The 13,728-nt window shown below is 68.7% G+C and carries 19 protein-coding genes, 1 tRNA gene and 1 pseudogene; 9 read left to right on the top strand and 12 right to left on the bottom strand.

Features of this window, described 5'->3' with window-relative positions; all coding sequences use genetic code 11:
* Positions 1 to 10: 10 nt before the first annotated feature.
* Together SYNGFB01_RS16580 and SYNGFB01_RS15995 are read left to right on the top strand one after the other, a co-directional pair.
* Positions 11 to 523, top strand: a pseudogene (locus SYNGFB01_RS16580) (histone deacetylase); the annotation flags it as partial.
* 139 nt (positions 524 to 662) lie between these two features.
* On the top strand, positions 663 to 872 hold the full coding sequence (locus tag SYNGFB01_RS15995) for a hypothetical protein (RefSeq protein ID WP_369795562.1): 210 nt from the start codon (positions 663 to 665) through the stop codon (positions 870 to 872).
* 28 nt (positions 873 to 900) lie between these two features.
* Here the strand turns inward: SYNGFB01_RS15995 and SYNGFB01_RS12195 are convergent, their stop codons facing one another.
* From SYNGFB01_RS12195 to SYNGFB01_RS12180, 4 genes are all read right to left on the bottom strand, one after another.
* On the bottom strand, positions 901 to 1,245 hold the full coding sequence (locus tag SYNGFB01_RS12195; RefSeq protein ID WP_235300170.1) for a lactate dehydrogenase: 345 nt from the start codon (positions 1,243 to 1,245) through the stop codon (positions 901 to 903).
* A 397-nt stretch (positions 1,246 to 1,642) separates the two neighbouring features.
* Positions 1,643 to 2,617 (bottom strand): tRNA glutamyl-Q(34) synthetase GluQRS, encoded by a 975-nt coding sequence (gene gluQRS / locus SYNGFB01_RS12190; RefSeq protein ID WP_048018256.1) that lies wholly within the window; start codon positions 2,615 to 2,617, stop codon positions 1,643 to 1,645.
* A 119-nt stretch (positions 2,618 to 2,736) separates the two neighbouring features.
* Positions 2,737 to 3,012: an HU family DNA-binding protein gene (locus SYNGFB01_RS12185; protein ID WP_048018255.1), complete on the bottom strand. Its 276-nt coding sequence runs from the start codon at positions 3,010 to 3,012 to the stop codon at positions 2,737 to 2,739.
* Between the two features lie 206 nt (positions 3,013 to 3,218).
* On the bottom strand, positions 3,219 to 3,887 hold the full coding sequence (locus SYNGFB01_RS12180) for an MBL fold metallo-hydrolase (protein ID WP_048018254.1): 669 nt from the start codon (positions 3,885 to 3,887) through the stop codon (positions 3,219 to 3,221).
* A 95-nt stretch (positions 3,888 to 3,982) separates the two neighbouring features.
* Here SYNGFB01_RS12180 and SYNGFB01_RS12175 point away from each other — a divergent pair, with 95 nt between their 5' ends.
* From SYNGFB01_RS12175 to SYNGFB01_RS12715, 3 genes are all read left to right on the top strand, one after another.
* Positions 3,983 to 6,049, top strand: a complete 2,067-nt coding sequence (locus SYNGFB01_RS12175) for a glycogen-debranching protein (RefSeq protein WP_082326037.1) — start codon at positions 3,983 to 3,985, stop codon at positions 6,047 to 6,049.
* Positions 6,050 to 6,445: 396 nt separating this feature from the next.
* Positions 6,446 to 6,571 carry a hypothetical protein gene (locus SYNGFB01_RS15990; RefSeq protein WP_255347559.1) on the top strand — a complete coding sequence of 42 codons (126 nt, stop codon included), beginning with the start codon at positions 6,446 to 6,448 and terminating at the stop codon, positions 6,569 to 6,571.
* A gap of 53 nt (positions 6,572 to 6,624) precedes the next feature.
* Complete coding sequence (locus tag SYNGFB01_RS12715) at positions 6,625 to 7,149, top strand: hypothetical protein (protein WP_152669656.1); 525 nt, start codon at positions 6,625 to 6,627, stop codon at positions 7,147 to 7,149.
* Between the two features lie 185 nt (positions 7,150 to 7,334).
* On the opposite strand, the gene SYNGFB01_RS16575 is transcribed toward SYNGFB01_RS12715, so the two are convergent.
* From SYNGFB01_RS16575 to SYNGFB01_RS12160, 3 genes are read right to left on the bottom strand one after another with little or no spacing between them, the layout of a single operon-like run.
* The gene (locus SYNGFB01_RS16575) at positions 7,335 to 7,679 is read right to left on the bottom strand and encodes a GNAT family N-acetyltransferase (RefSeq protein ID WP_161795902.1); all 345 of its coding nucleotides are present in this window, start codon (positions 7,677 to 7,679) and stop codon (positions 7,335 to 7,337) included.
* Entirely contained in the window at positions 7,637 to 7,900 is a 264-nt protein-coding gene (locus tag SYNGFB01_RS14460) for a hypothetical protein (protein ID WP_152669655.1), read from the bottom strand. Before SYNGFB01_RS14460 ends, SYNGFB01_RS16575 begins: the two co-directional genes overlap by 43 nt.
* A gap of 4 nt (positions 7,901 to 7,904) precedes the next feature.
* The gene (locus SYNGFB01_RS12160) at positions 7,905 to 8,225 is read right to left on the bottom strand and encodes a DUF1778 domain-containing protein (RefSeq protein WP_048018251.1); all 321 of its coding nucleotides are present in this window, start codon (positions 8,223 to 8,225) and stop codon (positions 7,905 to 7,907) included.
* 146 nt (positions 8,226 to 8,371) lie between these two features.
* Between SYNGFB01_RS12160 and SYNGFB01_RS15025 the strand changes: the two genes are divergently transcribed.
* Positions 8,372 to 8,701, top strand: coding sequence for a hypothetical protein (locus SYNGFB01_RS15025; RefSeq protein ID WP_072061637.1), 330 nt, complete (start codon positions 8,372 to 8,374; stop codon positions 8,699 to 8,701).
* On the opposite strand, the gene SYNGFB01_RS12150 is transcribed toward SYNGFB01_RS15025, so the two are convergent.
* The gene (locus SYNGFB01_RS12150; RefSeq protein WP_235300169.1) at positions 8,698 to 10,485 is read right to left on the bottom strand and encodes a DEAD/DEAH box helicase family protein; all 1,788 of its coding nucleotides are present in this window, start codon (positions 10,483 to 10,485) and stop codon (positions 8,698 to 8,700) included. The two genes, SYNGFB01_RS15025 and SYNGFB01_RS12150, sit on opposite strands and share 4 nt — an antisense overlap.
* A 184-nt stretch (positions 10,486 to 10,669) precedes the next feature.
* A complete protein-coding gene (locus SYNGFB01_RS12145; protein WP_200900114.1) occupies positions 10,670 to 10,825 on the bottom strand; it encodes a hypothetical protein in 156 nt (51 codons plus the stop codon).
* A gap of 297 nt (positions 10,826 to 11,122) precedes the next feature.
* Between SYNGFB01_RS12145 and SYNGFB01_RS15805 the strand changes: the two genes are divergently transcribed.
* The 3 genes from SYNGFB01_RS15805 to SYNGFB01_RS15795 all read left to right on the top strand — a co-directional run bounded on the left by SYNGFB01_RS15805 (position 11,123) and on the right by SYNGFB01_RS15795 (position 11,987).
* Positions 11,123 to 11,416 carry a helix-turn-helix domain-containing protein gene (locus tag SYNGFB01_RS15805; RefSeq protein WP_235300168.1) on the top strand — a complete coding sequence of 98 codons (294 nt, stop codon included), beginning with the start codon at positions 11,123 to 11,125 and terminating at the stop codon, positions 11,414 to 11,416.
* 1 nt (position 11,417) lies between these two features.
* The gene (locus tag SYNGFB01_RS15800) at positions 11,418 to 11,786 is read left to right on the top strand and encodes a PIN domain-containing protein (RefSeq protein ID WP_235300167.1); all 369 of its coding nucleotides are present in this window, start codon (positions 11,418 to 11,420) and stop codon (positions 11,784 to 11,786) included.
* Positions 11,787 to 11,819: 33 nt separating this feature from the next.
* Positions 11,820 to 11,987: a hypothetical protein gene (locus tag SYNGFB01_RS15795; protein ID WP_235300166.1), complete on the top strand. Its 168-nt coding sequence runs from the start codon at positions 11,820 to 11,822 to the stop codon at positions 11,985 to 11,987.
* On the opposite strand, the gene SYNGFB01_RS12710 is transcribed toward SYNGFB01_RS15795, so the two are convergent.
* The 3 genes from SYNGFB01_RS12710 to SYNGFB01_RS12120 form a co-directional block, all read right to left on the bottom strand.
* The gene (locus SYNGFB01_RS12710) at positions 11,969 to 12,199 is read right to left on the bottom strand and encodes a hypothetical protein (RefSeq protein ID WP_053068489.1); all 231 of its coding nucleotides are present in this window, start codon (positions 12,197 to 12,199) and stop codon (positions 11,969 to 11,971) included. The two genes, SYNGFB01_RS15795 and SYNGFB01_RS12710, sit on opposite strands and share 19 nt — an antisense overlap.
* Positions 12,200 to 12,473: 274 nt before the next feature.
* A complete protein-coding gene (locus SYNGFB01_RS12700; protein WP_053068487.1) occupies positions 12,474 to 13,109 on the bottom strand; it encodes a hypothetical protein in 636 nt (211 codons plus the stop codon).
* A 282-nt stretch (positions 13,110 to 13,391) separates the two neighbouring features.
* Positions 13,392 to 13,462 (bottom strand) — tRNA-Gly (locus tag SYNGFB01_RS12120).
* Between the last annotated feature and the right edge of the window lie 266 nt (positions 13,463 to 13,728).

Here is a 13,728-nt window from a genome sequence, read left to right as displayed (position 1 = left end):
AGCCCGGCGCCTGGCGGCGATCGAGACCGCCCTGGCCGGCAGCGGCCTGAGCAGCCGTTGCGAGCCGATCGCCGCCCGCCCGATCGGCGACGCGGAGCTGCTGCGCTGCCACAGCCAGGCCTACCTGCGCACCGTGCGGCGCGATGTGGCCGCGGGCCGGCCCGAACTCAGCACCGGCGACACGGCCATCGGCACTCACTCGGAAACGGTGGCGCGGCTGGCCGCCGGCGGCGCCCTGGCCGCCGTGGATGCGGTGCTGGGCGGCACGGTGCAGCGGGCCTTCGCGGCCCTGCGGCCACCCGGCCACCACGCCGAGGCGGAGCGGGGCATGGGCTTCTGCCTCTTCAACAACGCCGCCCTGGCGGCGCGCCACGCCCAGGCGGCCTGGGGGCTCGAGCGGGTGCTGATCGTCGACTGGGACGTGCACCACGGCAACGGCACCCAGGCGATCTTCTGGCGCGATCCCAGCGTGCTCTATCTGAGCGTGCACGAGTGGGGCAACTACCCGGGCAGCGGCGCCGCCAGCGAACGGGGCGAGGGGGCCGGAGCCGGCACCACCGTGAACTGCCCCTGCCCGCCGGCAGCGATGGCGCCGCCGTGCTGCGGCGCTGGAGGCTGCGCTGCTGCCGGCCGCGCGGCGCTTCCGCCCCCAGCTGGTTCTGGTGTCGGCCGGGTTCGACGGCCACCGCAGCGATCCGCTCGGCCATTTCCGCCTCGAGGCCGCCGACTTCGGCCGGCTCACCGATCTCTGCCTGGCCGTTGCCCGCGAGCACGCCGGCGGGCGGCTGGTGTCGGTGCTGGAGGGGGGCTACAACCTCGCCGCCCTGGGCGAGAGCTGCGCCGCCCATGTGGCGGCCCTGCTGAACGCCTAGGTCTTGCGCCTGGATCAGGGCGGCTGGATCAGGTCTCGTTGCCGCCGAACATCTCGTCGTCGCCGGCAAAGGGCTCGAACTCATTCCAGCCCGGGCTGGCCTGCTGGAGGAGCCCGTAGCGCGCTGCCTCCGCATCCAGCAGGGTGTTGCCGGTGGGCCTGGTGTCGCAGGTGAGGCCGCCATCGGCCAGGCGCTGGCAGTTCTCGAACACCACATCGGCCCGAGACGCGGGCACGGCGAGGGCCAGCGGCAGCAGCGCCACCAGGGCGGCAATCGGCGGCGGGCTGTGGATCCGGGCCCCGAGCCGGCCCGCGCGGTCCGGAGGGCGCGCCTGAGATGATGCGCGCAGCATCTGGTCTGAAGCGATGTACACCGACTGGACCGCGGTCATCCTGCTCCTGCTCACGGCGGCGCCCCTGCTGGTGGTGGTCGCCACCGCGGCGTTCTTCATCAGGCAGCAGCAACGGAAGCAGCTGCGCTGAGCCGCGCTGCAGCCCGCAGCCTGCCCAGCTCAGCGGTGGTGATGGCCGCGCCCAGGGGCGCGATCCGTCCCTGGCCGAGGCAGGGCAGGCAGGTTCGGAAGCGCTGACTGTCCAACCGCAGCAAGCCGCTACCGCCGCAGTGCGGGCAGGGGGAGGCGTCGATGGGATCGGCCTTGGGATCGGCGTGGTCAGGGGCAGGATGAACCGTCATTCCGACGACCTGCCGGTGCAGGTGATTGCTGAGCTTCAGTGTCGCGCCGGTGAGAGCCGGCGATCCCGAACTCTTCCTTAAGTCTTGGCGGCGAGCGCGGCGCGGCGCAGTAACTGCTGGAAGCGCTCCAGCGTGAGCTCCTCACACAGCTCGGCCGCACTGATCCGCGCTCCGGCGGCGACCAGACCGGCGCTGGCCGCCAGCGCACCGATCACCCCCGGGGCGTCGAGACCCCGGGCCCGCAGGCCCTCGAGCCCCTCATCGGCGCTGCGTTTGCTGAGTCGGCGACCGGCCTCGTCGCACCACAGCGGCACATGGCCGTAGCGCGGCGGCGCAAAACCGAGCGCCGCCATCACCCCCACCTGGGCCGCCGTGGCCGGCCAGAGATCCGCCCCGCGCAGCACATCGCTGATCCCCAGGGTGAGTTCATCCACCGCCGTGGCCAGGTGATAGGCCAGAAAGCCATCGGCGCGGCGCAGCACCACATCCCCCACGTCGGTGGCCGCATCGCAGCGGCCGGGGGGCCCGTAGCGCTCCTGCCAGCCCAGCGGGCCCGGCGGCAGACGCAGGCGCCAGCTCGGCAGCCTGCCCTGCTCCGGACCCCAGACCGGCGCTCGCTGGCGGCACCAGCCCGGATACACCGGCCAGCGCCCATGCGGGGCGGAGACATCCGCCAGCAGACGGCGACTGCAGCGGCACGGATAGAGCAGGCCCGCACGGCGCAGCGCCGAGAGCACGGAGCCATAGAGGCCCCGGCGCCGGCTCTGCCGCAGGGCCGGGCCATCCCAGTGCAGCCCAAGCCAGAGCAGGTCGGCTTCGATCGCCTCGATGGCGCCCGGCCGGTTGCGCGGCGTGTCGAGGTCGTCGTGGCGGAGCAGCCACGCGCCGCCGCTGAGGCGGGCCTCCAGCCAGCTGAGCAGCGCGGTGCGCAGGTTGCCCCGGTGCAGGGCACCGGTGGGCGAGGGCGCGAAGCGCCCGCGATAGCCCTCCCGCCGGCGCCGCTGACCGGTCTCGATCAGGGACTGGATGTGGGCCGGCAGGGCGACGGTCAAGGCGGCGGCATCGCTCCACCCATCCAAACCGGCGGGCAGGGCAGCGGAGCCGCCACGAAAAAGCGGCCCCGGCGGGGCCGCTCGGCAGGCGGGCAGAGGCGCAGCCGGGCGCCCCCCGCTCAGCCCTGCACGCGGTCCTTGAACAGCTTGCCGGCGGTGAAGGCGGGCACCCGCTTGGCCGGAATCTCGATCTTCTGGCCGGTCTTGGGATTGAGACCCTGGCGTGGGGAGCGCTCGCGGGGCTCGAAGGAGCCGAAGCCGAGGATCGAGACCTTCTTGCCTTCCACCACCGAGTCGATGATGGTGTCGATCAGGGCATCGACCACCTGGGCCACGTCGGTCTTGGTCTGCTCGGTGCGGGCGGCAACGTGGTTGACGAGATCAGCTTTGTTCATGGGGTTGGTGAGCCTGGCTGGCTGCGGTCGGGGACTGAACGGGTGAGCGGGGAATGCTGGCTCGTGTCGAAGGACCCGACCAGCCAGCGGTCAGCGCGCCAATGGTATGGGGGGCGCATCGCGACTGCAACCGGAAAACCCGGCACGGCAACGGTTCTGCCGATCGAGGGGCAGCCCGGCGAGGCCGCGGGCCGCCCTCGCCGGGCTCAAGGCGTCAGCTCCAGCGCCGCCAGAAGGGCGGCTCCGTGGGGCACCAGCACCTCGCCGCGCAGGGCGCCAAGCCCCCCGCCGCAGGCGATCCAGGCCGGCGAGCCGGCCGGCAGCCAGCGCCGCAGCCGCTCCACACTGCGAAGCTGCCGCGGCCAGTGAAACGTGCGCGCCGTGCGCAGGGGCGCCAGCCGGCCCGGTGCGGTGGGGAGCAGCAGACGACCGCAGAAGAGCAGATCGAGGCCGTGGCGAAGGATCGCCAGCACCGCAGCCCCCGGTGTGGGGCCGGGCGTCCACAGCAGCCGGCCATCGCCGATGGCCATCTCCTCACTCCAGGTCTGCAGGCGCTCCACGCCAGGCAGCAGGTAGGCCTCCTGCTCCTGCACCCACACCGGCCAGCCCAGCTGCTCCTGGAAACGGCGGCAGCGACCATGCCCCTCCCGGCTGGTGAGCACGATCGCGCCGTTGGAGCCGAACCGCTGCAGGCTGGTGAGATTGTCCTGGGTGAGGGCCGGGCAATCGATCAGCAGGGCCGGCTGCTCCCCCTCCCCCTCCAGCAGCCAGCTGCTGCCCCCCTGGCTGTCGCGGCTGGGGGCGAACAGCCACAGGCCCGGCCGGATCCGCCGCGGCGGTCGACCCGGATCCGGTGGGGAAGCCTGGAGCGCCATGCACCGATCCAACCATCCCGGCCGTGTCCCGGCGGAGACAGCCTGCCTAGGTTGGGCCCGTTGCCTGCTGAGCGTTGTCGAGCCCACCAGCACGCGTGCACCTCGGCCGGCCCTGGCCCCTGGGCGCCAGCCTCACCGGCCGGGGCGTGAACTTCTCGGTGGTGGCGCCACTGGCGACCCGGCTGGAGCTGCTGCTGTTCGACGACGGCGACGCCACCGAACCCCGGCAGGTGATCGGGCTGGATCTGCGCCATCGCTCCGCCGACCACTGGCATGTGGAGGTGGAAGGGGTCGGGATCGGCTGCTGCTACGGCTACCGGGTGTTCGGTCCGCTGCAACCGGGCGGCCACAGCTTCAACCCCTCCAAGGTGCTGCTGGATCCCTGCGCGCGGGCGATCGCCGGCTGGCGGAGCTACCGGCGCGGTGCCGCCGTGGGCTCGGTACCCAACACGGCCTGCTGCCTCAAGGGCGTGGTGACCGAGCGGGACCGCTTCGANTTCGAAGCGGCACCCAGGCCGCGCCACAGCTGGCAGCGCAGCGTGATCTACGAACTGCACGTGGGCGGCTTCACCCAGGGACCGGGCTGTCCCGTGCCGGCCGAACGGCAGGGCCGGCTGCTGGGACTGATCGACACCATCCCCTATCTGCAGGAGCTAGGCATCACCGCGATCGAGCTGCTGCCGGTGATGGCCTTCGATCCGGCCGATGCCCCTCCCGGACGCATCAACCACTGGGGCTACAGCCCGCTGAGCTGGATGGCCCCGCACCCCGACTACCTGCTCGGCGACGACCCCCTGAGCGGCCGCGACCAGGTGCGCCAACTGGTGAGCGCCTGCCACCGGGCCGGCATCGAGGTGCTGCTCGATGTGGTCTACAACCACACCACCGAGGGCAATCAGGCCGGTCCCACCCTGAGCTGGCGCGGCTTCTGCGATCGCCTCTACTACCAGCAGAGCGCCAGGGGCGACTACCAGGATGTGAGCGGCTGCGGCAACACGATCGCCGCCAACCGCCCCCTGGTGCGCCGCCTGATCCTGGAGTCGCTGCGCTGCTGGGCCACCGAACTCGGCGTGGACGGCTTCCGCTTCGACCTGGGCATCGCCCTCAGCCGCGGCGACAACCTGGCCCCGCTCGAGCAGCCGCCCCTCTTCGAGGACATGGAGGCCGACCCCGACCTCGCCGACCTGAAGCTGATCAGCGAACCCTGGGACTGCGGCGGCCTCTACAAGCTGGCCGACTTCCCGGCCCGGCGGGTGGCCACCTGGAACGGGCGCTTCCGCGACGACCTGCGCCGCTTCTGGAAGGGCGACGAGAAGACCTGCTGGGCGATCGGCCAGCGGCTCTCCGGCAGCCCCGATCTCTACACCCAGACCCCGGTGCACCCCGGCCAGGGCATCACCTTCCTCACCGCCCATGACGGCTTCACCCTGGCCGACCTGGTGAGCTTCAACGGCAAGCACAACCTCGCCAACGGCGAGGACAACCGCGACGGCGACAACCACAACAACAGCTGGAATCACGGCGTGGAAGGGCCCAGCAGCGACCATGCCATCACCGCCCTGCGGGAGCGCCAGCTGCGCAACCTGCTGGCCAGCCTGCTGCTGGCGCCCGGGGTGCCGATGCTGCTGATGGGCGATGAGGTGCGCCGCAGCCAGGGGGGCAACAACAACACCTGGTGCCAGAACAACCCGCTCGGCTGGATGCACTGGCGGCCGGACGAGGGGGATCTGGCCCTGCGGCTCTACCTGCGCCGGCTCCTGAACCTGCGCCGGCTGCTGCTGCCGGTGCTCAATCCCGAGCTGCCCTACGAGGAGGTCCCCCAGCGCCGCAGCACCGACCCCTCACACCGCTGGCGGCAGTGGCATGGCGTGCAGCTGGGCAAACCCGACTGGGCCGCCTGGTCGCACACCCTGGCCTGGAGCATCAACGACAGCCGCGAGGGACCGCTGCTCTGGTGCGGCCTCAACGCCTACAGCAAGGCGATCCACTTCGATCTGCCGGTGGCACCCGCCGGCTGGCTGCTGGTGATCGACACCGCCCTGCCCCCCGGCGACGACCTGCCCAGCAGGCCGCAGCGCTGGATGCCGCAGGGCATGCCCATGGAGAGTCACAGTCTGGCGCTGCTGGTGAACCGCCGCCTGCTCGAGCAGGCCGAGCTCTGAGATCGCCTGCGCCAATCGTGCGCGTGGCTCCCATGACGCGCTGCGACGGGCTCGTCGACGGGCCCGTCGACGGGGTTGGATCCTTCGTGGAACCAGGCGGCGATCTGCCTGATCCCGCCATGGCCCCGCCGCCCAGTCTCCGAGGCCTGCTGCCTGGAGGCGCCGCGGCCTGGCTGCTGACCGCCCTGGGCACAGCGGAGGCCAGACCGGCGCAGCAGCCGGCGACAGGAGCCTTCAACTGGAACCCGGTGCCCCTGGCGAGCCTGTGCAGGATGCGTCCCCAGCCGACCCCGATTCTCAGCCGGTTCTCGAGCAGGAAGCTCGGGGAGGCAACACCGAAGCCCTCGCCAAGGAAGCCCAGAACCCGGTTGCCAATCTGATCAGCCTGCCGATCCAGTGGAACGCCACGCCAGCCAGTGGGCTCCCCGGACGATCGATCCATCCGCCGACGCCGACCGCACCCTGAACGTCTGGAATGTGCAGCCGGTCATTCCGTTTCGGCTGAATGACGATTTTTCCTGATCACCCAAACCATCGTGCCGGTGATCCAGCGGCCGCTGGCCGGGGGGAGCGATGTGATCGGCATCGGCGATATCAATCCCACCCTTTTTCTGGTGCCACGCACCCGCGGCCGCCTGCAGTTCGGATTCGGCCCCACCCTTGTGTTTCCGTCGGCAACCGATGATCGACTGAGCACGCAACGCTGGAGCGCCTACCCTGCTGCGGTTGCTGTGTATACACAGGGGCCGCTGGTGGCCGGGATGCTGGTCAACAACGTCTGGTCGTTCGCTGGAAATGGCGGGCGAGAAGTCAATTCCATGCTGATTCAGCCGTTCATCAACTACAACCTTCCCAAGGGTTGGTATCTCGCCAGCTCGCCGATCATCACGGCCGACCGGACCGCCGGGGATGGCAGAGGCTGGACCGTGCCGGTCGGGGGCGGATTCGGCAGGATCATCCGCCGCATCGGCAGCCAGCCCTTCAACGCCTCCCTGCAGGCCTTCTGGAACGCGGCCCGGCCAGAGGTGCTCGGCGACAAGCTGCTGGGCCCAGTGACCATCCGCCTGCAGATTCAGGCGCTCTTCCCCACCGGAGGCTGAGCCACACATCACCCAGTCTCATTGGGCTGCTTGGCTTCTCAATAAGCACTAGGCGCCAAGTGAGATGTTTGGCGAGATGTTTCCCCCTGGAAGCCGACTGAGCCTCGGGATCGGGCCAGGGCAGGCACGCCTCGCGACCAGCCACTGAGACCGCGGCGGGACAAGCGAGGCCTCCCACAAAGGGCTCAACGGCTTATCAAGGGGAATCTCGCTTCCCATGAATACGCTGGCGTTGTATTCAGCGAGAGGAACAACCGCTCAGATCGTCCTGGCAAGGGCCGGAACCCCATCGACGCGTAGAAGCGGTGGAGGCGGGCGCGTTCCGCTTCTCCAGCATCGGCCGCCACATCGAGCAGCATCAGCCGCACTCCCAGGATCTGCCCCGCCCGTTGGCACTGCTGCATGGCATCCACCAGCAGGATGCGACCCAGCCCCTGGCCCTGGTGCCTCCGGTCGACAGCGAGGTGGCTGAGAAAAACGCCTGGAATCAGGTTCGATCGCGGTGCCCGCGGGGCAGCATCGGGGGGCACGTCAGCCACGCCAATGGCATGGGCATTGATGGCGTAAAAGCCAGGCAGGCCCGAGGTTCGCCTGCCTGGGCGGCGTCAGTGGCGACGTAGAGCCGGGTGTAGCCATCACGCTGCTGGCGCTTGGCGGTGCGGCGCAGAAAGTTGTCCTGGCTGTCGCTGCCGCAGCGGAAGTCCTTGGTGTCGTGCAGGCCAGGGTCAAAGGCTTCGATCCGGTACCGCACCGGATCAGGAGTGCACGACCTGGTCCTGGTGCAGCTGCCAGGCTTCCAGCAGGGCGGGCGTGGGGGTGGTCTCGTCGTCGAGGGCGGCGAGCAGGGCCTGGTGATCGCCCTGGCTGAGCAGGGTCTGCTGCCTGCCACTGAGCAGCTCCTGGGCGCGTGCATACGCCGACATCACCACGAAGGCGGAAGCCTCCACGCCCATCAGGTCTGCAGCCGCCTCAATGCTGGCCTTCACCGAGGGCTTGGTGCGCTGGTCCATCCGAGCGGAGCGGGGCTCGTCGATCGCTTCGATCGCCGCATGGAGCGCGGTCTCGACCGGTGACATGGCATACCAGGGACTGGCNTTTTTATTGTNACGGGGTGTGGCCGTACATGGGCGCCGTCTGACAAGGGCTGCTTGGTCGAGGTCAGCTCATACCCCATCGCCCGATAGCCCCGCAGCCGCCGCTCCCACATGCGTTGCGGCACGGGGTGGCCGAGATCGACCCAGTCGATGATCCGCACGCTGGTTTTGCCAGCCTGCTGCCGATGCAGGCGGCCGGCGTATTGCTGCAGCGTGCCCTTCCAGGACACGGGCATCGCCAACAGCAAGGTGTCGAGCGGAGGGTGATCGAAGCCTTCGCCCACCAGCCGCCCGGTGGCCAGCACGATGCGGGGTGCCTCAGGGGGCAGCTGCTCCAGCGCGGCCAGAGTGGCGCTGCGCTGGCGTGCGCTCAGGCGGCCATGCAGGAGAAACAGCTTCGGCACCTGCTCAGCCAGCGCGCCGGCGATCGCTGTGATGTGGTCCGTGCGCTCGCTTAGCAGCAGCAGCTTGCGGCCATCAACCCAGCAGGCGAGGGCCTCGGCCACGATGCAGGCGGTTCGGCCTGATCTTCCGCCAGCCGGCGCATCAGCTCCTGGATCGGCAGATCGGCCGGTAGTGCTGGGAGCTGATGGGTGCGGCTTACCAGTTCCAGGGTCTGGGGCGCCCCGGCAGGTCGCTGGGCGGTGTGGCGAATGGGGCCGCACTGCATGAACAGGATCGGCTGCAAGNCGTCGCGGCGCACCAGGGTGGCCGACAGGCCCAGCACGTGGCGGGCCTTCACCTGCCTGAGGATCGTTTCAAAGGAGGCGGCGGCGATGTGGTGGCACTCGTCGACGATCACCTGCCCGTAGCCCTGCACCACAGGGTTCACCTCTCCCTTCCGCACCAGCGACTGCATCACGGCGATGTCGAGCTGGCCGGTGGGCTTGGCTTTGCCACCACCGATGCAACCGATCGCCTCAGGAGCGACATCCAGAAAGGTTTGGAGCCGCTCCTCCCATTGACGCAGCAACTCCGCCCGATGCACCAGCACCAGGGTGTTGACCCTGCGGCGCGCCAGGATCGCTGCTGCCATCACCGTTTTCCCGNAGGCCGTCGGTGCCTGCAGCACTCCGATGTCATGGCGCAGCATCGCCTCGACGGCGGCCTCCTGGTCAGCGCGCAGCTGGCCCGTGAACGCCATCTCCATCGGTGAGCCGTCCTGGCGTTCATCCACCAGCTCCCAGTTGATCCCCAGCTCCTGCAGCAGGGTCTGCACGGGTTCGAGGCAGGCCCGCGGCAGGGCGATGTGCTGGGGGAAGTTTTCGGCGCAGCCGATCACCCGCGGTTTGTCCCACACCGACAGGCGCATCGCCTGGGCCTTGTAGAAGGCGGGGTTGGCGAAGGCGGCGAGGCGGATCAGGCGATTGAGCAGTGGCTGCGGCAGGCTCGAACGCTCCACATAAAGGCGATCAGCCAGGGTGAGCGTGAGTGAGGTGGGCAGCGGTCCCCTGATCGCTGGAGCCGCCTGATGCGGTTTCCATGGGGTCGCCAGGTCCTCCTCGTCGATGAACGCCAGATCGAGAGGATGGGCACCGCCCGTGGCGCTCTGGATCAAGGTCTGCAGCCCTGCCACCGACAGCCTCTGCAGGGTTGCCAGATAGGCCCACTGATCGGGATAGGGCTTCAGGTCGTCATCCACGAACACGCTGCAACCCCGCTGCCGGGCTTCCTTCTGCAGCGGCAGGGCGATCAGGTTGCCGAAGCCCCCCTTGGGCATGCTGTCCTGATTGGGAAAGAGCCTGTCGTAGGAGCTCAGCTGCAATTGACGTGACGCAGCGCAGGTGTGACTGATCAGGGCTGCCCCGAGCTCACGGGCCTCTCGGGCCGGTACCGCCTCCTCAAAGAACACCCACACATGGGCGCCCTCCCCGGAACGGGAGATCTCCAGTGCGGCAGGCACCGCCAACTCCAGGCAGGAGCGCAGAAAGGCCCTTGCGTCCTCGCGCCAGTCCTGCTCATCGAAATCCACCGCCAACAGATGACAGGTGTCGTTCACCAGCAAGGGGTAGAGGCCGAGGGTGTGTTCGCCGGCCAGATGGCCGTAGATCGCCGCATCAGTGAGGGGCAACAGCTTCCGGTGATGGCAGTCGCGGCAGCTGATCCTGGGCTTCTCGCAGACGCTGGGTTGCCATTCATTGGCGCAGGCCGGTGCATACCCAGAGCGTCCGCTGCTGCGGCTCTGCCAGCGCAGGGCATAGACGTCGTCACGACCGCGAAACAAACGACGGAACAGGGCCACCTTCTGCTCCGCCGAACCGGGAGCACTGGCAGCGGGCCGAGCTGAGTCCGGGGGTGGTTCCAACCGCGGGGTTCGCTGGAGCGCCAGGCGATGCCGTGAGCCTCCAGCAGGCCAATCAGACGAGCGTTTTCCCGGCGCAGCTGATCCAGCTCAGGGTGCATGGAGTCGGCCATGGGGTAGGGCCTCAGCGCTGGGCAGCCTGTCGGTAGCCAGCATTGCGCTCCCGCTTGCCCACCGCCACGACAAGGACCGGCACCTTCGTGTGATCCCGCACCTCGACCACTAGGCGGAAGCCCGCGGCGCGGATCTTGATCTTGGTGCGATCACTGCAGCCCCGCATCCCGCTGGCTGGGCCTTGGCCGGCAATCCATGGAACGCAGGCCCACCGCTCTTGCAGATGCTGCGGATACTGCGATTATTTCGATTACTGTGCGAGTAGCCTCTCACCCCGTTGCCCATGGCCGTCGCGCTCCCCAGCTCCATTGAGCCCGTGGTTCCCACAGCCGAGGCAGCTGAGGCCGCAGGAGCAAGCCTGCGCGACCTTGCTCGCTTTCGTGCCAGCCATGGCCTGCGTCAAGCCTGCCTTTCCCTTGAGCTGGAAGGCGGCCAGCGCGCATCCGTTCCCATCCCGGCCCCCGTGCTGGACTTGGTGGAGGGAATCCTGGTGCAGATGGCCCTGGGCAATGCCGTCACGCTGGTGCCGGTGCATGCCGAGCTGACGACACAGCAAGCCGCTGATCTGCTGAACGTGTCCCGGCCCTTCCTGATCGAGCGGCTGGAGCAAGGTGAGATCCCCTTCCGCAAGGTCGGCACCCATCGGCGCATCCGCCTGGCCGACCTGATGGCCTACAAGCACGCCATCGATCAGCGGCGTGCCGCGGCTCTCGATGAGCTGGCGGCCCATGCCCAGGAGCTGGGCATGGGCTACTGAGGTGAATCGCTTCACGGTTGTCTACGACGCTTGCGTTCTCTATCCGGCTCCACTCCGCGATCTGCTGATGCGCCTGGCGCTCACGGATCTCTATCGAGCCCGCTGGAGTGACCAGATTCACAAGGAGTGGATGACGGCCGTGCTGCGGAACCGGTCTGTTCTCTCCAGAGCGCAGCTGGAGCGGACCCGCACGCTGATGAATGCTCACGTGCGTGATGCGCTGGTCGATGGCTATCAGTCCCTGATTCCAGCCCTGGAGTTACCCGACCCGGATGACCGCCATGTTCTGGCTGCCGCCATCAAGTGTGGTGCCGATCTGATCGTCACCTTCAACCTGGATGACTTCCCGGATCACGTCCTGGCGAGCTAAGGCCTTGGCGCCTGNCATCCCGACTCATTTCTGGTGGATCGGCTGAACCTGGATGCCGAACGGGTCTGCATGGCGATGCGGCAGCACCGAGCCAGCCTGAAGAACCCGGCCAAAACAGTCGAGGAGTATCTGGCAACCCTGGAGGAACAGGGGTGGGGCGGGTTCTCGCAAGCCGTGCGGCATTACGCCGCCGAGTTCTGAGCAGGTAGGCCCTGGCCGAGGCGCTTCTCCGCCTTGGCGAAGGCGTCATCCACCACGTCGTCGCCGCACCAGCGGCTGTAGGCCGCCAGGTGGGTCTGCACGCTGTGGCCCATCGCCGCGGCCACCACCTTGGGCGGCAGGTCGCAGATCACGTGGGCGCGGTGGGCGTAGCCGTGCCGGCAGGAGTAGGGAACCAGCTTCTCCCCCTTCACCTCATACTCCCGGCGAAGCTCTTACCAGAGGGGCCGGTTCATCAGGTAGTGACCCACATAGCCGCCAACAAGGCCAGGCTGCATGGGGGGAAGCCCTGGGCAGGGAAGCGCTCCTCAAGGCGCCACCCATCCGCCCAGTCATCACAGGGCAGCGTGCGAAGCNCCCGTGGCCGGGTCTTCCCGCGCGAGGCGACCTTCTCGTACATGCACCAGAGCCGGCCCTGGCGGATCTGCAGATGCTGGAGTTCCTCTGGGCGTAAACCGTAGGCTGCCATCAGCTGAAAGCCAAAGCGCCAGCGAGGATCCGGGATGGCACCAACGCAAGGATGTGCCCCACCTCCAACGGCGTCGTGATGGCTTTCGCTGCACGCGATCGCCCAACAAACACGGTCAGGTCTTGCGGCGGCTCCCAGTCCCCACCCAGCCGCCGCTCCGCCACGGCCCAACGCAGCAGGGCTGCGGTCGACTGAATCTGGATCTGGCGAGTGCGCCCGCCTGGCTTGTCCGCCCAGATCCTGGCCAGGGCCTCCAGCAGCTGCTTGGGGTTCTGCGGCGGAGTCTCCACAGCCACGACTCCAAGCACGTGGTTCATGTGGTGCCGGTAAACCCGGTGCCAGGTGGACGGCTTGATCTCACCACTGATCAGCTTGTGTTCCCGAAACGCTGCGATCAACGCATCCCAGTCCCCGGGAGCGTGGAGCGCCCCACCACCTCGATGCCTGGCGCGGCCGCCCTGGCTCGATACCGATCGGAGCACTGCCTCCCCATCAGCGCCTTGCGCCTCCGCACGGGGCATCCGGGCAACGCAGGCATCAGGCTCGATGCCCTGCTGGAACTCGTCGTAGACCTGAACCACGGCGTCGCGGATCTGGTCAACCTGGTCGCACTCCCAGTGGATCGCCAGCAGCACCTGGCGGCGCTTGCCCCAACGGTGCCAGCAGCGATGTTCAGGCGCGCATGACCGGGGTGATTCAGAACCGTCCAGCCCCTGCGGCAGNCCCTTTGGGTCAGCGCGTGAGACACGACGGNCCTGATCGTCACCTCCCAGTCGCGGGACGCCGGCTTGTGAGACGTTTGGTGAGATGTTTCGCCTCACAGCCTGGCAAGGGCAATCAGGCGCTGGCGGCGGCAGCCGGGCCGAAAGCCAGTCGCAGCAAGGGACTTAAGCCGAAAAACCTTGCTGATAAATGGAAGCGGGCGGCGGGAATCGAACCCGCATCATCAGCTTGGAAGGCTGAGGTTTTACCACTAAACTACGCCCGCAGTGGTACGGATGCACCAGTGGCCATCCGTGGAGGCTGCGCCCGACCGTTCATCGGCCCCGTACAGCATTATGACCTGCGTCGGACGGGTGGGCTGGTGCAGCGAACGGGCGATCGGGAGGCCATCAGCGATGCCGCTCAGCTGCGCCGGGCCCCTCGCCAGCGGTTGCTCTGGGCCTACGGCCTGGGCGATGCGGGCACCGGCATGGCCGCCTCCCTGATCGGCTTCTATCTGTTCGTCTTCTACACCGCCGCAGCGGGGTTGCG

It is taken from the genome of Synechococcus sp. GFB01 (genome assembly GCF_001039265.1).
Classification (GTDB): Bacteria; Cyanobacteriota; Cyanobacteriia; order PCC-6307; family Cyanobiaceae; genus NIES-981.
This window is presented reverse-complemented; position numbering and strand designations above follow the sequence as displayed.